Source organism: Arthrobacter ulcerisalmonis (assembly GCF_900609065.1).
In the GTDB taxonomy this organism is placed as follows: domain Bacteria; phylum Actinomycetota; class Actinomycetes; order Actinomycetales; family Micrococcaceae; genus Arthrobacter; species Arthrobacter ulcerisalmonis.
On record NZ_UXAU01000029.1, the window covers coordinates 1 to 23,406 of the forward strand.

Sequence of the window (23,406 nt, forward strand, 5' to 3'; positions counted from 1 at the left end):
AGCTCCGGGAGGGCTACGCGTCCTTGAGCTTCTGGAAGGCGTCCAGGGCCCGCTCGCGGGACTCAGGCAGGGCCACCAGGGGTTCCGGGTAGCCATCGACACCCAGTAGTCCCCACGGTTCATGGATGGCTTTGTTGTCCAGCTCGGCCAACTCGGGGATGAACTCGCGGAGGTACTTCCCGGCGGCATCAAACTTTTTGCTCTGGGTGACGGGGTTGAAGATCCGGTAGTAGGGCGAGGCATCGGCACCTGAGCCTGCCACCCACTGCCAGTTCGCCGGATTGCTCGCGGAATCGGCGTCCACCAAGGTGTCCCAAAACCAGGCTTCGCCCACGCGCCAGTCGGTCAGCATGTTCTTGATCAGGAACGACGCCGCCGCCATTCGTACGCGGTTATGCATCCACCCGGTCTGCCACAGTTGGCGCATGCCGGCATCCACGAACGGGTAGCCCGTGCGCCCTTGCTGCCAGGCGTCCAGTTCGCTGGCCGTGGGGGATTCCCATGCGAACCGGTCAAACTCGGGCCGGACGTTCTTGGTAGCCAGATCGGGGTTCGTATAGAGGAGGTGCCAGCAGAATTCGCGCCAGCCAAGTTCTGAACGGTAGATCCCGACGTCGGCCGGAACCTGGTGCGGGTATCGGTTCCGGATCTCGCGCCAGACCCGAAACGGGCTGACCTCGCCAAACCGAAGATACGGTGAGAGTCTGCTGGTCCCTTCCGTGCCCGGGATGTTCCGACCCGTGCCGTAGTCATCGGCCGGTCCGTCGAGAAAATCGCCGAGCCGCTGGGCCGCACCTTCCTCGCCAGGCTTCCAGGTCTCACCCAACCCGCCGCTCCAATCGGGGGAGGAGGGGAGGAGCCGCCAGCTGCTGAGGGTTTCGCTCGCCGGCAGGCCTCGACCGGACGGTGCCGGTGCTGGCAGGGATTCCGGTGCCGCCAGCGGTTCGCGGACGTCCTCTCCCGCCAGGCAGGCGCGCCAGAAGGGCGTGTAGACCTTGTACGGTCCGCCGGCGCCAGTGCGGATTGTCCATGGTTCGAAGAGAAGATTGGCCTGGAAGCTGGACGCCTCGATGTCATTCTCTCCGGCCCACGCTTTGAGGTCTGCATCCACCGTGCGCTCAGGCAGCCCATAGCGGCGATTCCAGAACAGATGGCCGGCGTGGGTCTGTGTTGCCAGCTGGCGGATGACGTCGCCTGCAGGTCCGCGGCGCAGCACCAGCCGGGAGCCACGTGCTTCAAGCGAGGTGGCCAGCGCGGTCAGCGAGTGATGCAGCCACCATTTCACGGCGCCTCCGAGCGGCCGGATTCCGGCTGACTCTTCGTCCAGGACGTACACCACGGTCAGTGGGAGGCCCAGCGTCTCAGCGGCGGTGAGTGCAGGATTATCGTCAAGGCGGAGATCATCGCGCAGCCAGACGAGGGAAGTCTTGTCAGTTGAAGCCATGCCTCCACGCTACACACCCGGGCAGCAAGAAAGCCGGGACGAATCGTCCCGGCTTTCTTGGGGGTTGCTGAGCGCTCAGCGGGTGCGGATCAGAGCTTGTCGAACTCTGCTTCGTCCAGGGTGGAACCGGACGCAGCACCGTTGCCGGCACCCAGGGCAGGAGTGGACCCGCCGGACTTTAATGCAGCCAAGCGGGCCTCGATCTCGGTTTGCTCGCCAAGATCTTCGAGCTGGTTGAACTGGGCGTCGAGGCTGGAAGCGGACAGTTCCTGCTGGCCGCGGACCTTGGCCTCTTCCCGGCGGATTTTCTCCTCGAAGCGGCCAACCTCGCTGGTGGGATCCATGAAGTCGATGCTCTTGATGGCGTCGTGGACCTGGGACTGGGCAGCGGCCGTCTTGGAGCGGGCCACCAGTTCGTTGCGCTTGCTGGTGAGCTCGTTGAGCTTGCCCTTCATCTGGTCCAGGCCGGTCTTGAGCTTGTCCACCACTTCACGTTGCGAGGTGATGCTGGGCTCGGCGCTCTTGGCTTCGTTCTCGGCTGACATCTGGCGTTGCAGGGCAACCTTGGCGAGATTGTCGAACTTCTGGGCATCGGCGGAGTTCCCACCCGAACGGTACTCATCCGCCTTGCGGGATGCTGCCAAGGCCTTGGTGCCCCAGTCGCGGGCGTTCTTGACGTCCTCGTTGTAGTCGTCCTCGGTCATGCGCAGGTTGCCGATGGTCTGGGCTACTGCCGACTCGGCTTCGGCGATGTTGTTGGTGTAGTCACGGACCATTTGGTCCAGCATCTTCTGCGGATCCTCGGCGTTGTCCAAAAGCGTGTTGATGTTGGCCTTCGCCAACTGCGCGATTCGACCGAAAATGGACTGCTTAACCATGGTGATACCTTTCGTCCTGCTCTGTATTGGCCACTGAAGTCCGCACCCAGTGGTGTACTGCTGGCGTTGCACGGATCGTCCCGGTCAACGCGTGGGTTGGAAAAGCCTAGAAGTCGCCACCGCCGCCGGAGTCGCCGCCCCAGCCGCCGCCGTCTCCGCCACCGAAGCCGCCGCCGTCGTCGAAACCTCCGCCGCCGCCATCGCCGTGGCCGCCGCCCCAACCGCCGCCACCGCCGCCGTTGAGGATCGAGTTGATCAGGATGCCGCCCAGGATGGCGCCGCCAAGGCCACCACCGCCGCCCCCGCCACCAAACATGCCGCCCCGGCCGTCGCCTTGGCCGCCGCCGTCGAACTGGTTCACGTCAGACTGCGCCAACTGTGCTGCCTGGGCCGCAAGTGCATGGGCCTGCTGGGCATAGGTGAGGGCAGTGACTGGATCGGTGCGCGAGATGGACAAGGCGTAGTCAAGGTTGCGCTGCGACTCGGCCAACCGCGTCCGCGCCTCAGTCCCTACGCCACCTCGGCGGGCTGTGATGTAGTCGGACGTGGCGCTGATCTGCGCCTGCGCCGACATGATGCTTTGCTGCAGCGACGCCTGCGCACGGCGAGCCTGCTCCTGCTGATCACGGATCCCGGTCAGGGACTGGTCCAAGGACTGGTGCGCGGTCTCAACCCGCTGCAGGGTGGCGATGGGGTCGATCTTGCCACCCTGAATCTCTGCCTTGACCTGCGACAACGCCGACTCAACCGCGGCCACGGGGCCGGCAAGTTCGGGGTGCGTGCCAGCGGCGATCATGGCCCGAGCCTGGGCCAGATCCTGGGAGGTGTCCACCACTGCCGCTTCGAGACTGTTGTGGGCGTCGTCCAAGGTGGTGGAAACCTTGTTGATGGCATCCAGCAGAACGTTCGTCTGGTGCAGGCTTTCCTCTGCGGCACGCACCGCGACTGCTGCCATGCTGCCTTCGCCGGCAGTCAACTTCTCCTGGGCCGCAGCGGAGGCGTTCTGGACGAACGCCAGGCGCTCCTTGGCCTGCAGGATGTTATCCGAGACTTGGGTCAGGGCGGATTCCGCGTACTTGGCGCGGAGCGTGGTCAAGGACTGCTCGGCACTGACGATCTTGGCGTCTGCTTCGGCAGCGCCGGAATTGACCGCAGCAATGGCCGCGGGCGCGTTCTTCTCCAGCTCGCGGAGCGAATCGAAATCGGCCTTCTGCTCCTGCAGCGAGGCCAACGCGGCCTCGGACCGGCGGATGATCTCGCCGAGCCAGGTCCGCTGCTGTTCCTCGGTATCCGGAATGTGGTCATCCAGCTGCTGCTGGAGCTTGAACGATTCGCTCATGTGCGCCTTGGCCTCGGCGAGTGCCGTGCTGAAATTGCCCACCGCGGAATCGCCGTACTGTGCCTCGGCGAACCCGAGCTCCTGCTCGCTGGTCTTGATGGAGTCATCGGCTTCGATCAGCAAAGAACCGCTCTTGCGGCGGAGTTCCTCGACACTGAGCCCGGCGAGGGGGTCCAGTTCTGCACCTTGCGGTCCGTAGCTGCCGGAAGCTGCCTGGCCGGCCTTCTTGCGACGGTTGCGCAGGAACAGGAACGTCCCCGCTCCGCCCACGGCCACGACGCCGGCGCCCACCAGGACCGCCGTTCCAGCACCGTTTTCGGATGGCAGGGTGCCGTTGCCGCCGCCCGCTGCATCGCCGATAGCCGTAGCGGCATTGATCGCTGCCTGTGCGTAGTTGCCATTGCTCAGCTGGGGGCCGATAGCGCTGCTCTTGATGTTGTCCACCTGGGTGGTGGTCAACTTGCTGCCACCCTTGTTCAGGATGTACTGCTTCGAATCGGTGGCCACAGCGAAAATTACCGCGTTGGACCCAAGGCTGGCTTTCTGCGCCACCGCGTCTGTCCAAGCCTCGCGGTCCGTGGGATCCTCAAACTTCTTCACCGTCACCACGTGCAGAACCATGGCGTGCTCGGTGCCAAGCTTCTTGATGGCCGCCTCAACGTCTGATTTCTGGCTGCCCAGGACGCCTGCCGAGTCCACGATCTTGGTGGCAGGGTCCAGTGTGACCGGCGGTTCAGCCCAGGCCGCGCCAGCCGGTAGGGCCAGGAGGCCGGCGAGGCCAACCCCAGCAAGTATTCGGATGATCTTTGACCGCATGTGCAACCCTTCAGCACGCCTGACACCAATTCGGGACGAATCAGTCGAATCCCACAGCGCCCCCACGCTAGATGTGAAGCCGCAGGTCGCTGTGGCACTCCAATGTGATTCTATGGTGCACCCCGCGACTCGTCCATGACGGCGAATATGCCACCAGCGAAACGGGGAACTAACGGGAAAAGTCAGCCTCGTTACGGCATTCAGCAAGCTCACAGCAAACATCCCAGCTTGTTCCAGCCATGGAGTCCATAGTTAATGCAGACGAGGATGAAAGGAAGTCCCATGACTGAGAACCACACTCCCGGAACGGAGCCCGAGGACGGCCGCGAGAGCCGCCCCAACGCTTGGCAGCAGGATTCCACGCAGTCAACCGGCGATTCCGCGGAGGCTCGGCATGAGGACGACGGCGGCGCGACCGCGGGTGCAGACCCGCAGGACCAGCAATCGACCCCAGGTGAGCCGTTGAACCCGGGCGAGCAGGCCAACTTTGGCGGGCCATCGACCCCAGGTCAGTCGGCCAACCCCACAGAGCGGATCGACAGGACTGCCGATCAGGGGCACACCCAGGAGATCCCGGGCGCCGCACGGCCGGGTTACCCGCAGCACCAGCCGTTCTATGGCCAGCAGCCCGGACAGGGCCAGCAGGGCTACAGCCAGCCCCAACAGCACGGCCAGCAACACCAGAGCTATAGCCAGGGCCAGCAGCATGGCCAAGCCCAGTACGGCTACGGTGCCGCAGCCAGCGCTGCCGCGGGGTCCGTGGCGACAGCACCCAATCCCAAGGACGCACCGCGCCGCAAGGCGACCTTCGGCGTCGGGACCCTGGTGGCCTGCATCCTGGCGGCCGGGTTGGTGGGCGGCGGCGTGGCTACCGTGGGATCGGGGCAGCTGTTTGGCGCTGCCGGTTCAACGTCCACATCCAGCAGCAACAGCCAGCCGGGAACGGTGATCGTCAACAACAAGGACAACGTCAACGCCATCACGGCCGCAGCGTTGAAGGCCTCACCCAGTGTGGTCACCATCAGCGCCACCAGCGGAACGTCCGGGGGGACCGGCTCCGGCATCGTCCTTGACGACCAGGGACACATCCTGACCAACACGCACGTGGTCACCCTGGACGGGGCCACGGCCAATGCCAGCCTCGAGGTCCAGACCAGCGACGGTAAGGTCCTCACAGCCAAGCTCATCGGCACCGACCCGCTCTCCGACCTCGCGGTCATCCAGGTGGATGCCAGTGCTGGCCTCACACCAGCGACCCTGGGCGACTCCGGCAAGCTCAACGTCGGTGACACGGCCATCGCCATCGGCTCCCCGTTGGGCCTGAACGGAACGGTCACCGACGGTATCGTGTCCACCCTGAACCGGACCATCAGCGTGGCCTCCTCCGCAGCGCCGAACGAGGGCGACAACACCGAGGGCGGGAGCGAGGGTGGCTTCCAGTTCGCCCCTCCAGGTGGCGGCCAGAGCCAGCAGACCGCTGACAAGGGCTCCATTGCCATCAACGTCATCCAGACGGACGCGGCCATCAACCCGGGCAACTCCGGCGGTGCCCTGGTCAACAGCAGCGGCGAGATCATCGGCGTCAACGTGGCTATTGCGTCGGCCGGTTCGGACTCATCGTCCACCACCGGTGGCAACATCGGCGTCGGCTTCAGCATCCCCATCAACCACGCCAAGCGGGTGGCGCAGGAGATCATCGACACCGGCAAGGCGACCCACGGACAGTTGGGTGTCAGCGTCAAGGCCAAGTCCGCCTCAAGTTCGTCCTCCGGTTTCTCGGTGGGCGCAGAGGTTGCCACGGTCGAGGCCAACTCGGCGGCAGGCAAGGCTGGCCTGAAGGTGGGCGACGTCATCACCAAGTTCAACGATTACTCGATCGGCGAACCGAACGAGCTGACGGCAGCCGTCCGCGAACAGGCAGCCAACGCCACGGTCAAGATCACCGTTCTCCGCAACGGCGCCGAGCAGACGTTCGACGTCACGCTGGGTGCGGCGGCAAGCTGACCACCACGGCGGGCCGGGCAACCAGGGCGGCCGCCCGGCACCGCAGCGATTGACGACGGCGGCGTTCCCCACCAAAGGGGGACGCCGCCGTCGTGCGTGCACCGGCACGTCCTGGCAGCCAGGAGCGCGCACCCCACCGGCGTAACCGAAGCAGGGAAGCCTGCCCTTGCATGTGGTTAGCTAGGAACAGCCCGGATGCCGGGCATCTGCGGCCAGTACCTCACCCGGGCTGGCTGTCCACGAGAATTGGAAGGCTGCGCTCACCACAGTGGAAGATACCTTGAAGATCGTCGTCCTGGTCAAGCATGTCCCGGACGCCCAGTTTGACCGTCACCTCACAGGGGCGGGGCACACCACGGACCGGGACGAAAGTATCCTGTCCGAGCTTGACGAATACGCTTTGGAAGCCGCGCTCCAGCTGATTGAAGCGCGGGGCGGCAGCAAAGCCGGTAACCAGGTCATTGCCCTCAGCATGGGGCCTGCAGCCGCCGTCAACGCCGTCAAGAAGTCGCTCCAGATCGGGGCCACCGAAGGCGTGCACCTGAGCGACGAAGCCCTGGCTGGCTCTGACGCCGCAGCCACCTCCCTGGCGCTCGCAGCAACGGTGCAGCATCTCGCCGCCAGCGGGCAGGTCGATCTGGTCCTGACGGGCATGGCGTCCACCGACGGCGAAACGTCCCTGGTGCCGGCGCAGCTGGCCGAGCGGTTGGGACTGCCCCAGGTCACGTTCGCGTCCTCGCTTGAGGTTGCCGGTGGCCGACTCACTGCACGCCGGGACGGCGATGCGTCCTCCGAGACCGTAGAAGCGGCCTTGCCGGCGGTGGTCTCGGTGACGGACCAGATCAACGAACCGCGGTACCCCAACTTCAAGGGCATCATCGCCGCCAAGCGCAAGAGCATCACCACGCTGTCCTTGGCCGATATTGGCGTTGATCCGTCACAGGTGGGCCGCGCAGGCTCGTGGACCAGCGTGGAGAGCGCGGCCGAGCGGCCGGCACGAACCGCTGGAACCATCATCACGGACCAGGGCGATGCCGGTATCAAGCTGGTGGAGTTCCTGGCCGCCCAGAAGCTGCTTTAAGAGGGATTGACGAACATGGCAAAAGTACTTGTATTCATCGATGCGCCCGGCGACGCCCTCAAGAAGGGCCACCTGGAGCTGCTGACGCTGGCCCGCTCACTCGGCGAGAGCGTCGTGGCCCTCAACGGCGAGCTTTCGGCTGCCGTCTCGGCGGCCTTTGGCGAGTATGGCGTGGCCTCGGTGCTCCGGCCGTCCGCCGCGGACCTTGACGATTACCTGGTAGCTCCCAAGGCTGCCTTTGTGGCTGCGGCAGCGCAGGGCAGTGATGCGCAGATCGTGCTGCTGGACAATTCTGCTGAAGGCCGGGAAATCGCGGCCCGGGCAGGCATCCGGCTGAGCGCAGGTGTCATCACGGACGCCGTGGCAGTGGACGCGGACGGCACGGCGCATAAGTCAGTCCTGGCCGGCTCCTACACCACCACCTGCAGGGCGACGACGGCGGTGGCTGTCATCACCGTCAAGGGCAACAATCTGGAGCCGGCGGCCGCAGCCGCGCCCACCACGCCTGAGGTCCTCACCGTGGAGCTCCCGGCGAGTGGCTCCTCTGCGGACGCCCGCATTACCGCACGGGTGCAGAAAGTTGCCAGCGGCCGGCCGGACCTGGCCGATGCCCGCATCGTGGTTGCCGGCGGCCGGGGCGTGGACGGCGATTTCAGCGCGGTTGAGGCGCTGGCGGACGCGTTGGGCGCTGCAGTAGGCGCCTCACGCGCAGCAACCGACGCCGGGTGGATCAGCCACGACGCGCAGGTGGGCCAGACGGGCAAGACCGTGTCACCGCAGCTCTATATCTCTGCAGGGATCTCCGGCGCAGTCCAGCAGAAGGCCGGCATGCAGACGGCCAAGGTGATTGTGGCGATCAACAAGGACGCTGAGTCGCCCGTTTTCGAGATTGCAGACCTCGGCATCATCGGGGACCTGTTCGATGTCCTGCCGCAGGCAACCGAAGAAATCAAACGACGTAAAGGCTGAGCTGTGATTCCATCCGCCACCAGCGGACAGAGCCCGTTCACCCCGGAACACCGGGTTGAACGGGTCCTCTGTTTTGCGGCCCATCCCGACGACATCGACTTCGGCGCCGCAGGCACCATCGCGGCGTGGACCGCGGCCGGCGTCGAGGTCAGCTACTGCATCATGACGGACGGCGATGCCGGTGGCTTCGATCCTGCCCATCGCCAGGACATCATCTCGTTGCGGGACGCCGAGCAGCGCCGGGCAGCAGGCCTGGTCGGTGTCAGCGACATCCACTACCTGCACCAGCGGGACGGCTACCTCGAGCCCTCCCACGAGGTGATCAAGGAGGTGGTGCGCCTCATCCGCCAGGTGCGTCCCGACGTCGTGCTGGCCATGCACCCGGAACGGAACTGGCAGCGCCTGCAGAAGAGCCACCCGGATCACCTGGCCGTGGGCGAGTCCGTCACGCGGGCCGTCTACCCGGCCGTGGAGAACCCGTTCGCGTATCCGGAACTTGAGGCAGCGGGCCTGGCTGCTTTCAAACTGCCCTGGCTCTGGCTGTACGCCGGCCCAACGGAACGCGAAAACCACTTTGTTGACGTCAGCGATCACGTCGATGCCAAGCTCGCGGCCATCCACGTGCACGTCAGCCAGCACCCCGACGCTGCAGCCATGGATGCCACCGTCCGCAACAACCTCCAGGACAATGCCACCCGTGCCGGTCTGGCTGCTGGACGTAGCGCGGAGGCTTTCCACGTGGTGATGGTGAACGGGCAGGGAACCATCGCAGGCTTCTGACCACATCGTTTCAGACAGAAATGCCCCGCCCACCAAAACCTTTTCAGGTTCGGTGGGCGGGGCGTTGTCTTTCTGGCGGAGGGGCTACCCTCAGGCTCCCAACGGTGCGGCAGCCACCACCGGGAAGGTGGGGGACTGCGAGCCGCCCACCGGTTCCACGGTGATACCAATGGCCGACGCGGTGGCGATGCCGTTGACGATTGCCGGCTTCGAAAGTGCCTCGGCGTCCATCAGGCCCTGGGACACTGCTGCGGAGCCATCCTTGGGGATCAGCCACATCTGGTAGACCTTGCCCGACGGCGGGGCCGGAACGTCCTTCATTTCGACGACCGCAGCGTTATGGGACGAGGAAATCCGGACAGTTGCCGTGCCGCCGCCGGTCACGTTTACCGATGCTTCGCGCATATCCGTTGCTCGTACCACCTGGTTCAGGGGGTCGTTTTGGTCGGCAATGTAGGAGCCGACGCCGACGCCGCCCAGTGCGATTGCAGCGGCTGCTGCAACACCGACCAGCCAACGCCTGGTTGCCGACGGTTTGCGCTCTGCACGCCGTTGCCTGGCCTGGGCAAGTTCGTCCAGGGGTTCGGGCGTAGGGGCAATGACGGACGGGACCACGGCGGGTGCCGTTTCCTGAGGCGGCAGGGACTCCTGGGCAGGAAGCTTGGCCATGATCCGGTCAAAGAGATCGACTGGTGGCTGTTCCTCCACCCGGAAAGTGAGGGCGAGGGTTTCCCGGGACTGGCGGACCCGCTCGTGGAAAGAGGCGCGTTCCGCGTCAGAAGCGGCGGCGACGTAAGCGTCTATTTCGCGGCGTTCCTCAGCCGTCACAGCGTCCAGTGCGTACAACTCAGCAAGGTCCATGGCACGGCCGGAGGCGAGATCGGTGGCGACTGTTTCGCCAAAGGATCCAGGGCGGCCGTTGCGGCCAGCGCTCGTGTCTGTCATGTCAACTCACCTCCAAGCAAGTCTTCAGGCGGATCAGTCCATCGCGGATGCGGGACTTAATGGTGGGGATAGCTGCGTTCAGGCGTTCGGCAACCTCGCGGTAGGTCAGCCCGCCGTAGTAGGCCAACCGGACCGATTCCTGTTGTGTCTCGGTCAGCGTTTCGAGGCACCGCACTACTGTTTCGGCTTCAAGCTTGCTGTCCACTTCAGCCGAAACGGTGTCGTGGTCAATGTCTTGGCTGGTGGCGCCATACTTTGCTTCGCGATCCGTGGCGGACTGCGTGGAGCGGACCCTGTCCACTGCCCTGCGGTGGGCGATGGTCATCAGCCACGAGAGCGGGCTGCCAGCCTGCGGATCAAACTTTGCCGCGCCCTGCCAGACCTGGATGAAAACTTCCTGGGTGGTGTCCTCACTGAGTTCGGGGTCAATCAAAACCCTACGGGCCATTCCGAAGACTCGGCGGGACGTGAGTTGGTAAAACTCTGCGAAGGCCTGCTGGCTCCCCTGCGCAATTTCAGCGAGCAGCAATGAGAGCCGCCGGCTAAGCTCTGCCGGCGAGTCTGCCACCGTCGCCGGTGACTCGGTATGTGGTGCATTCGGAGTTTCCATGTCTACCCAGCATAAGTCTCCTGGCGCTGATTCTTCGGCAGGGTTACTACGCTGGAGTCGCGAGGTCCGCGGACCTGCGTTCAGAAGTGTCACCTGCCGCTCCTCAAAGTCGCCGTGGAATGCTGTCGAGAGTAATTCGCCACAGTGGTGTCTTTGGATGGGTGGGCGGGAAAACATTTGCCCGGGGCTCACCCAGAACTACATTTTGGCGCCAGCAAATCCCTGCTGGCGCCAGGCTTCGTAAACCGCGATTGAGGCAGCGTTGGCCAGGTTGAGTGAACGCAGGGCCGGGAGCATGGGAAGCCGCACCGTGGCCGTGACGTGCGGGTCCGATTTCATTTCGGCCGGCAGGCCAGTTGACTCGCGTCCAAAGAGCAGGACATCGCCGGGCTGGTAAGCAATGTCCGTATAGCTGGTTGACCCGTCCGAGGTGAACGCATAGACCCGTTCGGGTTCAAGGTGTTCCCACGCCGCCTCGATGGTGCGATGGACTTTGAGGACTGCCAGGTCGTGATAATCGAGCCCCGCCCGCCGTAGCTTGGCGTCCGAAAAGTCGAAGCCGAGGGGCTCCACCACGTGGAGTTGAGCACCGGTGATAGCGGCCAAGCGGATGGCGTTGCCCGTATTGCCGGGAATTTCAGGTTCATGGAAGAGGATGCGGAACACCCGTCCATTCTAGCGACGCGTCAGTGCATGCCGCGCAGCAGCCGGGCGAGGACAGGGACGTTGACGGTGTTAGGCGCGGGACCGGACACCAGGAATTCCTTGAGGCCGCGCACCATGTTGGCCGCATTGACAATCTGGACGCTCTCCAGGGCTCCGGCCGAGCGGCGGTGATGATCGATTACCGGTTCGTGCAGGTTGCCACCGGGACTGTGGATGACGGTCCAGCCGGTCACGTTGAGTTCCGGGAAAATGTCCTGCATGGCACGCACCACGTGGCCCAGCTGAGGGGGCGCAATGGACCTGCCACCGTGGTTGAGGGTCTGGCCGTCCCACGCGTAGGCGCCCTTGGGCAGCAGCATGGAGCCGATCAGGGCCAGCCGATAACCGGAAAGCAGCGCGTGGTCGATGTGGCTGTTGTCAGCGGGGGACTGCAGCCCGTTGACCAGCCGGGCTGCAGGGATTCCGGGCAGGACCTGGCGTGAAATCAGTTGGACGGTGCGCATTTCGCGTTGAATCCTGGCCTCGGCTCCGAAAATGCCGCGTTTGCGGGGCATCCCGTGCACCTGCTGGCTGGCCTCGGTGAGGGAGAGCAACGGAACTGCCCCGGACGTGTCGAAGGGCGGAACGTATAGGGGCGGATCACCAGCGGTATTGCGGGCGGCGGCAGGCCTGCGCACCGTTGCCGACGCCCGGCTTCCCGCAGCCGGTGCGTCAAAGTGGGGGTCGTCGTCGCGGCTGCTGTCACCGGCCGTGCCTGCCGCGTAGGACCGGTCGTAGGCTTTGCGCCGTTCCGGGTTGCCGAGAACCTCGTAGGCGGCCGTGACACGGCGGAAGGCAGCGGCGTCGCCGCCCTGATCCGGGTGCAACCTTCTCGCTGCGCGGCGATATGCCACCTTGATGTCCTTCTCGGTGGCCGTCACGGCCACCTGCAGGACTTGGTAATGGGAGCCGCTGCTCTCGGTCAAACCCTTTTCCTTTTCGTCGTGTCCCGCCCCGCTGTGGGTCGGACCGGCCTGCCCAGTGTAGCGAGCGCGCCCACCGCAGGCTGGGAGTCTTCACAGACAACGATCCCGCGGGGCCTGCAGGTTCCCGGGTGCCCTCGCGGGCGGCAGCGTGCAAGCTGGTTCGCCTTTAGACTCGTGATGCGCGGTGGGACTGCCGGGCAGCACGCACAGGATGGAGAACGGGATGCCGACGACGCCGAGAGCTGGTGGTTGTATCAGGAAACCCCTGGTGCCGCTCGCTGCTGCGGCGCTCAGCCTGGCGGTCATCACCGGTTGCAGCGTGGACGTCCGGGACCCGGCGGCGCCGGAGCCTGCGCCGAGCACTGCGGAGCTGGCCACACCCACCATTACCCCGGGGCATGATGCCGACGCGGTGGCCAACCAAGACCAGCCGTTTTCTGCCGGCGGCATCCTGGCCGCAGGGGTTCCAGTGGGCATCTCGGATGGACTGGGGAAAGCGCCGGGATGGACGGTAACCAAAGCCAAGGTTGCCGGCGCGAGCCAGTACACAAAATCGGATGGTTGCGTGGTGGCGGCGAGCGTCCGCACGCATCAGGGTCCGTTGATCAAGAAGGACGACCGTGAGTCCACGGCCGCCCTGTTCAGCTACCTGGACCCCACCATCCTGCCCGAATACCTCAGCACCGGAACCCTGCGCTGGGGCGGTGATCCCGAGGCGCCGGCACGGACGGTGGAGGTGCTGGTTTTGTCCGAGGCACGTGCCGTGGCTGGCCGGGCGGTGGCAATTCTGGCCCGCGTCTTTGGGACGGCCGATTCGTCCATCTACGTGTCCGTATCCTGCCCTGATGCTGCCACCCTGGCGGCGGCCCGCACCGACGTGGAGCGCTTCCTGCCGGTCCTGCCGCCGTCGAACTAGCGGGCTGGCCCCACCCGGGACCGCGAGCCATGGAAAAGTGTGGGCAGTAGAATTGGGCAGTGCCTGCCTACCTCGACCATGCTGCCACTACTCCGCTGTCCGCCGCCGCTTTGGCGGCCCTGACCCGCGAGTTGGCCCGCACGGGGAACCCGTCATCGCTGCACGGCTCCGGCCGCCGGGCCCGCCGCGCGGTTGAGGACGCGAGGGAAACCATTGCCGCTGCGGTGGGGGCCCACCCTTCCGAGGTGATTTTCACCTCAGGTGGCACCGAGGCGGACAACCTGGCTGTCAAGGGCCTGTTTTGGTCCCGGGTGGCTACGGACCCAACGCGCCGTCGCATCCTCTGTTCCGCCGTCGAACACCATGCGGTCCTGGATACCGTGGAATGGCTGGAACGCCATGAGGGCGCGGAGGTAACCTGGCTGCCCGTTGACGGGGACGGACGCGTTGACCTGGACTTCCTGGCCGCCGAGATCGCGCGGGACCCTGACAGCATCGCGCTGGTCACCGTCATGTGGGCCAACAATGAAGTGGGTACCGTCCAGCCCGTCCCCGCAGTCGTGGCACTCGCCACCGCCGCCGGGATACCTGTGCATTCAGATGCAGTCCAGGCCTTCGGATCGCTCGCAGTCGATTTCAAAGCCTCCGGGCTGGCCGCCATGTCCATTTCCGGGCACAAGATTGGCGGGCCCGTGGGCGTTGGTGCGCTGCTGCTGGGGCGGGCCGTCACCCTGACCCCTGTCCAGCACGGCGGCGGGCAGGAACGCGACGTGCGCTCCGGGACACTGGATACGCCGTCCATCGCCGCCTTCGCCGCAGCTGCCGAAGAGGTCACGGCAGCCCTCACCGCAGAGACGCGGCGGATTGGTGGCCTGCGTGACCGCCTGGTCGCCGGTATTACGGAGCGGATTCCCGGCGCAACCGTGCGCGGGGCAACCGGAGCAGACCGGCTGCCGGGCAACGCGCACTTTACGTTCCAAGGCTGCGAAGGCGACTCGCTGCTGTTCCTGCTCGACTTGGCCGGTGTGGAGTCTTCCACCGGCTCGGCCTGCACCGCTGGCGTTCCGCGGCCCTCGCACGTCCTGTTGGCCATGGGCCTCGACGAGGAAACCGCCCGGGGAGCACAGCGGTTCACCCTGGGGCACGCGTCCACCGATGCCGACGTCGACGCGTTGCTGGCTGCGCTGCCCAACGCCTACCTCAAGGCGAAGCAGGCGGGCATGGCGGGCCACGAGTCCACCATCCAGACCGCCGGAACGGTAGCGCGGCAGGGCGGGTCAGTCCTGCCAGCCCCGGCTGATTTGCCCCGGCCGGTAGAATAGACATGCACGGTTCGGTGCCGGGAATGTGCCGGGCCGGACCATCTCTGCCGGCGTGAGAGCCGGAACACCCAACAGGAAGCCAGCATGCGAGTTTTAGCAGCCATGAGCGGCGGCGTTGATTCCGCCGTTGCCGCAGCCCGAGCCGTCGAGGCGGGGCACGACGTCGTCGGCGTTCACCTGGCGCTGTCCCGCATGCCCGGTACCCTGCGCACCGGCAGCCGGGGCTGCTGCACCATCGAAGACTCGCGGGACGCCTGGCGCGCCTGCGACGTGCTCGGCATTCCTTACTACGTGTGGGATTTTTCGGAGCGTTTCAAAGAGGACGTCGTCCAGGATTTCATTGACGAGTACGCCGCCGGGCGGACCCCCAACCCGTGCATGCGGTGCAATGAGCGGATTAAGTTCGCAGCCTTGCTGGAAAAGGCCATCGCGCTGGGGTTCGATGCAGTCTGCACCGGGCACTACGCCAAGGTGATCGAGGATGCAGACGGCAACCGCGAGCTGCACCGTGCGGCAGACTGGGCCAAGGACCAGAGCTACGTCCTCGGCGTCCTCACCCACGAGCAGCTCAAACACTCCATGTTCCCGCTGGCCGAGACCCCCTCCAAAGCCGAAGTGCGGGCTGAGGCGGAACGCAGGGGACTGTCTGTGGCTAACAAGCCGGACAGCCACGACATCTGCTTCATCCCAGACGGCGACACCGCTGGCTGGCTTGCCGAGAAGATCGACATGACCACCGGCGACATCGTTGACCAGACCGGAACCAAAGTGGGCGAGCACCCCGGGGCCAACGCCTTCACCGTGGGACAGCGGCGCGGCCTCAAGCTGGGTACCCCGGCCGCGGATGGCAAACCCCGCTTCGTGCTGGAGATCCGGCCGAAGGAAAACAAAGTGGTGGTCGGTCCAGAAGCGTTGCTGGCCATCGACGAAATCCGCGGCATCAAGGTGTCCTGGGCAGGCTTGCCCATCGCCGAGATTGCCACCAGAGCCACCTTCGACTGCTACGCGCAGGTCCGCGCCCACGGCGACCCCGTTCCCGCCACGGCATGGATGGATCCCGCCGGAACCAACAGCCTGGTGGTTCACCTGACCACACCGCTGCGCGGCGTGGCACCGGGCCAGACAGTGGTGCTCTACCAAGGCAGCCGGGTCCTGGGCCAGGCAACCATCGACACCGCCCGGTCGCTGCAGCGCGCCGAGCTCTAAAAGGTTTCTGCTTGAACGCCGTCCCGCTGTTGCGGGGCGGCGTTTTGCATTTTCGGCGGGGTCTCAGCGGGTTCCCGAGGCTGGCTTGCGGCCCAACCGAGGCGACCCTAACCGAGAGCGGCGACTCAATCGTGTAAATTTTGTGTCTCAACTCACATGTTCACCCGTCCTGGAGGGTGAGTCTCTGATTGAATCAACGAATCAGCACAGCGCACCACCCGGTGAAGCGAAGTGACCCTTCAGCGGGCAGCGGGCGCGTACTCATCGAACAGAAAGTTCACAGATGATGAAGAGCACCAAGACACTGCACGGCGCCATCGCGTTGGCAGGAATTTCCGCACTCGCCCTGACTGCCTGCACGGGCCCCTCGGGTGGTGGGGGGACCTCAACGGAGGGATCCAGCGGAACCAGCATCACCTTCGGAACGACTGACAAAGTAGTCACGCTCGATCCGGCAGGTTCGTACGACGCCGGGTCCTTCCTGGTCATGAACCAGATCTACCCGTTCCTCCTGAACGCCAAGCCAGGCAGTGCCGACGCGTCCCCGGACATTGCCGAATCGGCGTCGTTCACCGCACCCACCGACTACACGGTGAAGCTGAAGTCCGGCCTGAAGTTCGCCAACGGACACGATCTGACCTCCTCAGACGTCAAATTCTCCGTGGACCGCATCATCAAGATCGCCGACCCGAACGGCCCCGCCTCACTGCTTTCCAACCTTGACTCGGTGGAAACCCCCGATGACACCACCGTGGTGTTCAAGCTCAAGGCCGCCAACGACCAGGTGTTCGCCGGCGTCCTCGCTTCCAACTCTGGTCCCGTCATCGACGAGGAAGTCTTCCCCGCCGACAAGATCATGAGTGACGACGACATCGTCGCCGCCAAGCCCTTCGCCGGTCAGTACACGATCGATAGCTACAAGAAAAACGAACTCATCAGCCTCAAGGTGTTTGACGGCTACCAAGGCCTGCTCGGCAAACCCGCCAACGGCGGCGCCAACATCAAGTACTACGCCGACGCCAACAACCTCAAGCTCGACGTCCAGCAGGGCAACATCGACGTGGCAGGGCGATCGCTGACGGCGACCGACGTGGCCGACCTCGACGGCGATTCAAAGGTCAAGGTGCACAAGGGTCCCGGCGGCGAACTCCGCTACATCGTCTTCAACTTCGACACCATGCCATTTGGCGCCAAGACTCCGGAAGCCGATCCGGCCAAGGCGCTTGCAGTCCGCCAAGCCATGGCCAACATTGTTGACCGTGACGCCATTGCCACGCAGGTTTACAAGGGCACCTACCTGCCCGTGTACTCAGTAGTCCCGGACGGCTTCCTCGGCGCAGCTCAGCCGCTCAAGGACCTTTACGGCCAGGACGGCAAGCCGGATCTGGACAAGGCCAAGAAGGCCCTTGCGGACGCTGGCGTGTCCGGCCCGGTCAACGTCAAGTTGCAGTACAACCCTGACCACTACGGCAGCTCCTCAGGCGACGAGTACGCCATGATCAAGGCGCAGCTGGAAAAGTCCGGCCTCTTCACCGTTGACCTGCAGTCCACCGAATGGGTGACCTACTCCAAGGACCGTACCGCCGACGCCTACCCGGTCTACCAGTTGGGTTGGTTCCCCGACTACTCGGACCCGGACAACTACCTCACCCCGTTCTTCATCCCGGGCAACTTCCTCAAAAACCACTACGAGAACGCTGAGGTGACGGCTTTGATCCAGAAGCAGCTCACCACCGTGGACAAGGATGAGCGCGTCAAGACGTTGGGCGAGGCACAGGTGGCCATTGCCAAGGACCTCTCCACGCTGCCGCTGCTGCAGGGTGCCCAGGTGCTGGTGTCCGGGGCAGATGTCAAGGGCGTCGACAGCACCCTTGATGCCTCCTTCAAAACCCGGCTCGGCGTCATCTCCAAGTAGCTCTTCCATCCCATTCGGCCCTAGCCGGTAAGAGGGCGGGACGCCATCCGCGTCCCGCCCTGTTGCCGTCACTGGCCAGCGTTGGGGAACGCCTGGCCTGGGCACCACGTTCATAGGTGATCCATGACTACTTTGATTGACGCCCCCGCGGACGCGGACGGCGCGCTGCCCGGCCCCAAAAAGGCTTCGGGTGGCGGACTCGGCCAATACATCCTGATCAGGTTCCTGCTGATCTTTCCCACCATCTTCATCCTGGTCACCATGGTGTTCTTCCTGATGAGGATTACCGGTGACCCCATCACCGCAGCACTGGGTGGCCGGCTGCCCCCAGAACAACTCCAGGAACGCATCCACGCTGCCGGCTATGACCGGCCCATCTTCGTCCAGTACTTCGAGTACCTGGGCCAACTCCTGACCGGCAACTTTGGCACCACCCTTTCGGATAACCGCAAAGTGACCGAAATGCTCGGCACGTACGGCTCGGCAACGCTGGAACTGAGCATCAATGCCCTGATCGTGGCGCTTCTGGTGGGCATTCCGCTCGGCATGCTGGCCGCTCACCGGCGTGATCATGTCCCGGACGCTATCCTTCGGGTCTTCGCCATCCTTTGCTATGCCACGCCCGTCTTTTTTGCCGGCTTGCTGCTTAAGCTCACCTTCTCGGTGTGGCTCGGCTGGCTGCCGGTGGCAGGCCGCGCCAAGACGTCCAGCGAACTCGCCCTGACAGCGTTGGAAGGGCCCACCGGAATTTATTGGCTGGACGCCATCCGGAGCGGAAACATGGCAGCGCTGGGGGATGTCATGGCACACTCGGTCCTGCCCGCCGTGGCACTGGGACTGCTGACGGCTGGGATTTTCCTCCGCCTGGTCCGCACCAACGTCATCGGCACCCTCGGCCGGGACTATGTGGAGGCCGGCAGGTCCCGGGGAGTCAGCGAGTACCGGCTGGTGACTAAGCACGCCTACAAACCGGCGCTCATCCCCATCATCACCGTGATGGGCCTGCAGATCGCCGTCATGCTGGGTGGCGCCGTCCTCACGGAGAAAACGTTCGAATGGAAAGGCCTCGGCTTCCAGCTCGCCACTTACCTGACTGCCCGTGACTTCGTGGCTGTGCAGGGCATCGTGGTGCTCCTGGCCGTCATCGTCGCCATGACCAACTTCATCGTGGACATCATTGCCGCGCTGATTGACCCGCGCGTGAGGTACTGATCATGAGCACCGACATTTCCGCACCCCATATCAATCCGCGGGCATCCTTCCTCCGGAAACTGCCCGTCGTTTCGCACGTGGCCCGCAGCGTGGGGTTGCAGCGGTCCATGCTCGTGATCGGCCTGGTGCTGACCGGCATCTTCCTGCTCACGGCCATCCTTGCCCCCTTGATTGCACCGTTCGGTTTTTCGCAGCTCTCCGACGCGGAGGGTAGCTTCCCCACCCAGCAGGCGCCCGGGGGCAAACACCTCCTGGGCACCACCGTGGGTGGCTACGACGTCTTGTCCCGCGTGATCTGGGGTACCCAGACGGCGCTGCTGGTCATCGTGGTGGCAGTAGCACTGTCGATCTTTGCCGGCGTCATCCTGGGCCTGGTCAGCGGCTACCTGGGTGGCTGGCTGGACAGGGTCTTGGTGGTGGTGGCTGACGCCGTGTACGCCTTTCCGTCCCTGCTTGTGGCCATCGTCATGGCGATCGTGATCAGTGGTGGCCAGTCCAGCCTGTTCGGCGGTGTGATGGCAGCGGCCACCTCCATCACCGTGGTGTTCATCCCGCAGTATTTCCGGGTGATCAGGGCCGAAACCATCCGTCTCAAGGCTGAGCCGTTCGTGGAATCAGCCAAGGTGGTGGGTGCCTCCAATGTCAGGATCATCACCCGGCACATCTACCGGAACGCCACCCGGACGCTGCCGTTGATCTTCACCCTGAATGCCTCCGAAGCCATCCTGACGCTGGCAGCCCTGGGCTTCCTCGGCTTCGGCATCGAACCAAGCTCGGCGGCTGAGTGGGGCTTCGACCTGAACAAGGCGCTCTCGGACACAACGTCCGGAATCTGGTGGACCGGCCTGTTCCCCGGCCTGGCCATCGTCTGGACCGTCCTGGGGTTGACCCTGGTGGGCGAAAGCATCAATGACCTCAACGACCCCCGGCTGCGGGGCCGCAAACGGGCCCGCGGCGGGGCACCAACCCCCACGGCAACGCCGTCGGCTGCCACCGCCGCAGGCGAGCACGCAACGGGAGATTCTGCTGCAGGAGAGTCAGCAGCAGAAGGAAGGACACCATGAGTACCCAACGGGGCGCCGCAACACCACTGCCCACCAACGCAGGCCACCCGGTGCTGGACATTGAGAACCTGCAGGTTACCTTTGCCACGGACGGCGGTGATGTCAGGGCGGTCAAGGATGTCAGCCTGCAGGTTCGGGCTGGCGAAGTCCTCGCCATCGTGGGGGAGTCCGGGTCAGGGAAGACCGTCACCGCCAAGACCATCCTGGGCCTGCTGCCCGAGACGGCGACCCAGTCCGGTGCGGTGCTGATCAACGGCACCAACATCATCAGTGTCAGCCCCGCCAGGTTGCGCCAGATCAGGGGCAGGGACGTGGCCATGGTCTTCCAGGAACCGTCCACTGCCCTGAACCCGGTGTTCACGGTGGGCTGGCAGATTGCTGAGGGAATCCGGGCGCACGCCAACAAGGAGAGCGGCAAGCGGATTTCAGGCCGCGAAGCCAAAGCCCGTGCCGTCGAGGCGCTGCGCAAGGTAGGCATCCCGGACCCGGAGAAGCGAGTCAATTACTACCCGCACCAGTTCTCCGGCGGCCAGAAGCAGCGCGTCGTCATCGCCGCAGCCCTGGCGTTGAACCCCGGACTGATCGTGGCCGATGAACCCACCACCGCGTTGGACGTCACGGTCCAGGCAGAAATCCTGGAACTCCTCCGCGAGTTGCGGGATACGTACGGGACGTCGATCGTGCTGATCACGCACAACATGGGCGTGGTGGCTGACCTGGCCGACAGGGTGGTGGTCATGTACCAGGGCGACATCGTGGAGGAAGCAACAGCCAAAACGTTGTTCGCTGAGCCTCGCCAGGACTACACCCGCAAGCTCCTGGCAGCCGTCCCCCACCTGGGCAGGAACTCGGCGTCAGCCTCGTTGACCAGCCGCGCCCACCAGGACGCGGAAGTCCTGGTGGCTGCGGAGAACCTGAGTATCGAATATCCCGGCCGGCTTGGCACCCCGGCGTTCAAGGCCGTGGACGGCGTCAGTTTTACCCTGTCCAGGGGTGAAGTGTTTGGCCTGGTGGGCGAGTCTGGTTCGGGCAAGACCACCATCGGCCGCGCCATTGCCGGGTTGAACAAGACAACAGGCGGCAGCCTGAAGGTACTGGGCTACGAGATGCTGGGCATGCGGGAAAAAACGTTCAAACCGCTCCGCAAGGACATCGGGTTCGTTTTCCAGGACCCTGCGGCGTCCTTCAACCCGCAACTGACTATTGGTGATTGCATCGCCGAGCCCATGGTGATCCATACCAAGCCGAGCCCGGCGCAGGCGCGCAAACGCGTGGCTGAACTGCTGGAGTCAGTCCAGTTGCCGGCGTCGTACGCGGCACGTTACCCGCACGAACTCTCCGGCGGGCAGCGGCAGCGGGCCTCCCTGGCGCGGGCACTCAGCCTGAACCCACGGCTTCTGATTGCTGACGAGCCCACGTCGGCCCTTGACGTTTCGGTGCAGGCGAAAGTGCTGGACTTGTTCAAGGAGATCCAGGCCGAGTTTGGTTTCGCCTGCCTGTTCATTAGTCACGACCTCGCCGTGGTGGACATCCTCTCGCAATGGGTGGGGGTGCTCTACAAGGGCAAACTGGTGGAACAGGGGATTGGCAACCAGATCATGGGCGATCCGCAGCACGATTACACCAAGCGGCTGATCGCGTCGCTGCCGGTGCCTGATCCAGCGGAGCAGGCCCGACGGCGGCAGGAAAACCGGGCGCTGCTCGGCATCTGAGGTGTGGTGGTTTGGGTCCGTCGGCGCCGGCAAATATGCGGCGCCGACGGTCCCGGCCATAGACTGGGACCATGACGCAGCACACTCCCGGCGCTCCAGGCGCCGACGACTTTGACCCCACCGCAAGTTCCCTCACCGGGCACGTGGACAACTCCGTTATGGCAGAACTGCTGTCCATCCGCTCGAGTATCGACAACATTGACGCCACGTTGGTATACCTCTTGGCGGAGCGTTTCAAGGCAACGCAGAAGGTGGGTTTCCTCAAGGCCAACCATCGGCTGCCCGCCGGTGACCCAGGGCGCGAGTCAGCCCAGATTTCACGGCTGCGGCGGCTGGCCGAGGATGCGCACCTGGACCCGTCGTTCGCGGAGAAGTTCCTGAATTTCATCATCGACGAAGTCATCCGGCACCATGAAGCCATCGCGGAGGACCATCAGGCCGCCGCGGCGTCCAACGGCCAGGCCGTCGGCGGCGCATGAGGACAACGCGGCAAGAAGGCAGGCCCGACGGCGGCCCAGGCGCCCAGGCGTCAATGCCGGTGCCGGCGCCGCCGCCAGCCGAGGTGACTGCTACCGCCGCTGGCCCCTGGCCGGGGACGGATCCGGTTGAGGCCGCCCGGATCATCCGTGGCGAACTGGGCAGCCCACACCTGCCGTTCCTGGCGGAACTGCCGGATCGCGGGATTGGCTCGGATGCCTTGGGCCGCACAGCAGCTCTCCTGACCGAGATGGCCGTCGATGTCCAGCCACACGGGTGGCGCTTGGTAGACAGGCCGGGCAAGGACATGCGCCGGGCGCTCTCCGCCCTCGCGACCGATATTAACGTCTTAGCTGACGTTGCGGGCGTGGAGGACGTCTCTGCCGCCGAGCTCAAAGTGCAACTGGTGGGTCCGCTCAGCCTGGCCGCCGGGCTGCACCTGCATAACGGCGAACGCGCGCTGATCGACCACGGTGCCCGCCGGGACATTGCCGAGTCCCTAGCTGCCAGTATGGCCGGCTACCTATCCCGGGTTGCTGCAGCCGTTCCGGGTGCCCGGCTGGTGGTGCAGCTTGACGAGCCGGATATCGCCGCGATCCTGGGCGGCACCATTCCCACCTCCAGTGGCTACCGGACCCTCAGGTCTGTCTCCGCTACCGAGGCGCGCGAGTCGTGGCAGCTGGTGATAGCTGCCTTGCGGGCGGCGGGCGCGGCGGAAATTGTTATCTCCATCCCTGAAGTCGAAGCCCCTTTTGAACAGATTCTTGCCGCCGGTGCCGACGGCATCGCCGTGCCATTGAAGGCGTTGACCGCCCGGCAGTGGGAGCATCTTGCCGGTGCCGTGGAGTCGGGGAAACGGGTATGGGCAGGGGTCCTCGACGCCGGCGCCCCACTGCCACGGGTGGCGCAGTGCGTGGAAACGATGTGGCAGCCCTGGCATCGGGTGGGCCTGCCAGCCACCGCGTTGGGCAGCGTCCGGGTCACCCCCGTGGCTGGAACCGTCAGCCGGACACCGGCGCAGGCCACGGCCGTGTTGGGCAGACTCACACAGGTGGCGGATGGCCTGAACCAGCTGGCCTGAACCG

The 23,406-nt window shown here is 65.0% G+C and carries 20 protein-coding genes; 13 read left to right on the top strand and 7 right to left on the bottom strand.

Features of this window, described 5'->3' with window-relative positions:
* Window positions 1–13: 13 nt before the first annotated feature.
* From PSET11_RS10385 to PSET11_RS10395, 3 genes are all read right to left on the bottom strand, one after another.
* Window positions 14–1,444 (bottom strand): cryptochrome/photolyase family protein, encoded by a 1,431-nt coding sequence (locus PSET11_RS10385; RefSeq protein WP_124092033.1) that lies wholly within the window; start codon window positions 1,442–1,444, stop codon window positions 14–16.
* An 89-nt stretch (window positions 1,445–1,533) separates the two neighbouring features.
* Window positions 1,534–2,322: a PspA/IM30 family protein gene (locus PSET11_RS10390; RefSeq protein ID WP_124092034.1), complete on the bottom strand. Its 789-nt coding sequence runs from the start codon at window positions 2,320–2,322 to the stop codon at window positions 1,534–1,536.
* A gap of 106 nt (window positions 2,323–2,428) precedes the next feature.
* Window positions 2,429–4,477, bottom strand: a complete 2,049-nt coding sequence (locus PSET11_RS10395) for a TPM domain-containing protein (protein ID WP_124092035.1) — start codon at window positions 4,475–4,477, stop codon at window positions 2,429–2,431.
* Between the two features lie 282 nt (window positions 4,478–4,759).
* Here PSET11_RS10395 and PSET11_RS10400 point away from each other — a divergent pair, with 282 nt between their 5' ends.
* The 4 genes from PSET11_RS10400 (at window position 4,760) to PSET11_RS10415 (ending at window position 9,311) form a co-directional block, all read left to right on the top strand.
* A complete protein-coding gene (locus PSET11_RS10400; protein ID WP_124092036.1) occupies window positions 4,760–6,481 on the top strand; it encodes a S1C family serine protease in 1,722 nt (573 codons plus the stop codon).
* Between the two features lie 280 nt (window positions 6,482–6,761).
* Entirely contained in the window at window positions 6,762–7,562 is an 801-nt protein-coding gene (locus PSET11_RS10405) for an electron transfer flavoprotein subunit beta/FixA family protein (RefSeq protein WP_124092124.1), read from the top strand.
* 15 nt (window positions 7,563–7,577) lie between these two features.
* The gene (locus tag PSET11_RS10410; RefSeq protein WP_124092037.1) at window positions 7,578–8,531 is read left to right on the top strand and encodes an electron transfer flavoprotein subunit alpha/FixB family protein; all 954 of its coding nucleotides are present in this window, start codon (window positions 7,578–7,580) and stop codon (window positions 8,529–8,531) included.
* Window positions 8,532–8,537: 6 nt separating this feature from the next.
* Window positions 8,538–9,311 carry a PIG-L deacetylase family protein gene (locus PSET11_RS10415; RefSeq protein ID WP_124092126.1) on the top strand — a complete coding sequence of 258 codons (774 nt, stop codon included), beginning with the start codon at window positions 8,538–8,540 and terminating at the stop codon, window positions 9,309–9,311.
* Window positions 9,312–9,401: 90 nt separating this feature from the next.
* Here PSET11_RS10415 and PSET11_RS10420 read toward each other — a convergent pair whose 3' ends face one another.
* The 4 genes from PSET11_RS10420 to PSET11_RS10435 form a co-directional block, all read right to left on the bottom strand.
* Window positions 9,402–10,256 (bottom strand): anti-sigma factor, encoded by an 855-nt coding sequence (locus PSET11_RS10420; RefSeq protein ID WP_124092038.1) that lies wholly within the window; start codon window positions 10,254–10,256, stop codon window positions 9,402–9,404.
* Window position 10,257: 1 nt separating this feature from the next.
* Entirely contained in the window at window positions 10,258–10,866 is a 609-nt protein-coding gene (sigK, locus tag PSET11_RS10425) for an ECF RNA polymerase sigma factor SigK (protein WP_124092039.1), read from the bottom strand.
* A 198-nt stretch (window positions 10,867–11,064) separates the two neighbouring features.
* Window positions 11,065–11,532 carry a tRNA (cytidine(34)-2'-O)-methyltransferase gene (locus PSET11_RS10430; RefSeq protein ID WP_124092040.1) on the bottom strand — a complete coding sequence of 156 codons (468 nt, stop codon included), beginning with the start codon at window positions 11,530–11,532 and terminating at the stop codon, window positions 11,065–11,067.
* A 20-nt stretch (window positions 11,533–11,552) separates the two neighbouring features.
* Window positions 11,553–12,497 carry a J domain-containing protein gene (locus tag PSET11_RS10435; protein ID WP_124092041.1) on the bottom strand — a complete coding sequence of 315 codons (945 nt, stop codon included), beginning with the start codon at window positions 12,495–12,497 and terminating at the stop codon, window positions 11,553–11,555.
* A 268-nt stretch (window positions 12,498–12,765) separates the two neighbouring features.
* Here PSET11_RS10435 and PSET11_RS10440 point away from each other — a divergent pair, with 268 nt between their 5' ends.
* From PSET11_RS10440 to PSET11_RS10480, 9 genes are all read left to right on the top strand, one after another.
* Window positions 12,766–13,413, top strand: coding sequence for a hypothetical protein (locus tag PSET11_RS10440; protein ID WP_345788822.1), 648 nt, complete (start codon window positions 12,766–12,768; stop codon window positions 13,411–13,413).
* Between the two features lie 59 nt (window positions 13,414–13,472).
* Window positions 13,473–14,735 (top strand): cysteine desulfurase family protein, encoded by a 1,263-nt coding sequence (locus tag PSET11_RS10445; RefSeq protein WP_124092043.1) that lies wholly within the window; start codon window positions 13,473–13,475, stop codon window positions 14,733–14,735.
* An 84-nt stretch (window positions 14,736–14,819) separates the two neighbouring features.
* On the top strand, window positions 14,820–15,941 hold the full coding sequence (gene mnmA, locus PSET11_RS10450; protein ID WP_124092044.1) for a tRNA 2-thiouridine(34) synthase MnmA: 1,122 nt from the start codon (window positions 14,820–14,822) through the stop codon (window positions 15,939–15,941).
* A gap of 283 nt (window positions 15,942–16,224) precedes the next feature.
* Window positions 16,225–17,856, top strand: a complete 1,632-nt coding sequence (locus tag PSET11_RS10455) for an ABC transporter substrate-binding protein (RefSeq protein WP_124092045.1) — start codon at window positions 16,225–16,227, stop codon at window positions 17,854–17,856.
* Window positions 17,857–17,979: 123 nt separating this feature from the next.
* Window positions 17,980–19,068: an ABC transporter permease gene (locus PSET11_RS10460; protein ID WP_124092046.1), complete on the top strand. Its 1,089-nt coding sequence runs from the start codon at window positions 17,980–17,982 to the stop codon at window positions 19,066–19,068.
* A 2-nt stretch (window positions 19,069–19,070) separates the two neighbouring features.
* Window positions 19,071–20,132, top strand: coding sequence for an ABC transporter permease (locus tag PSET11_RS10465; protein ID WP_238989112.1), 1,062 nt, complete (start codon window positions 19,071–19,073; stop codon window positions 20,130–20,132).
* Window positions 20,129–21,844 (top strand): ABC transporter ATP-binding protein, encoded by a 1,716-nt coding sequence (locus PSET11_RS10470; protein ID WP_124092047.1) that lies wholly within the window; start codon window positions 20,129–20,131, stop codon window positions 21,842–21,844. Before PSET11_RS10465 ends, PSET11_RS10470 begins: the two co-directional genes overlap by 4 nt.
* A gap of 71 nt (window positions 21,845–21,915) precedes the next feature.
* The gene (locus tag PSET11_RS10475) at window positions 21,916–22,323 is read left to right on the top strand and encodes a chorismate mutase (RefSeq protein ID WP_124092048.1); all 408 of its coding nucleotides are present in this window, start codon (window positions 21,916–21,918) and stop codon (window positions 22,321–22,323) included.
* Window positions 22,324–22,376: 53 nt separating this feature from the next.
* On the top strand, window positions 22,377–23,402 hold the full coding sequence (locus PSET11_RS10480; protein WP_124092128.1) for a uroporphyrinogen decarboxylase/cobalamine-independent methonine synthase family protein: 1,026 nt from the start codon (window positions 22,377–22,379) through the stop codon (window positions 23,400–23,402).
* The last annotated feature ends 4 nt before the right edge of the window (window positions 23,403–23,406 follow it).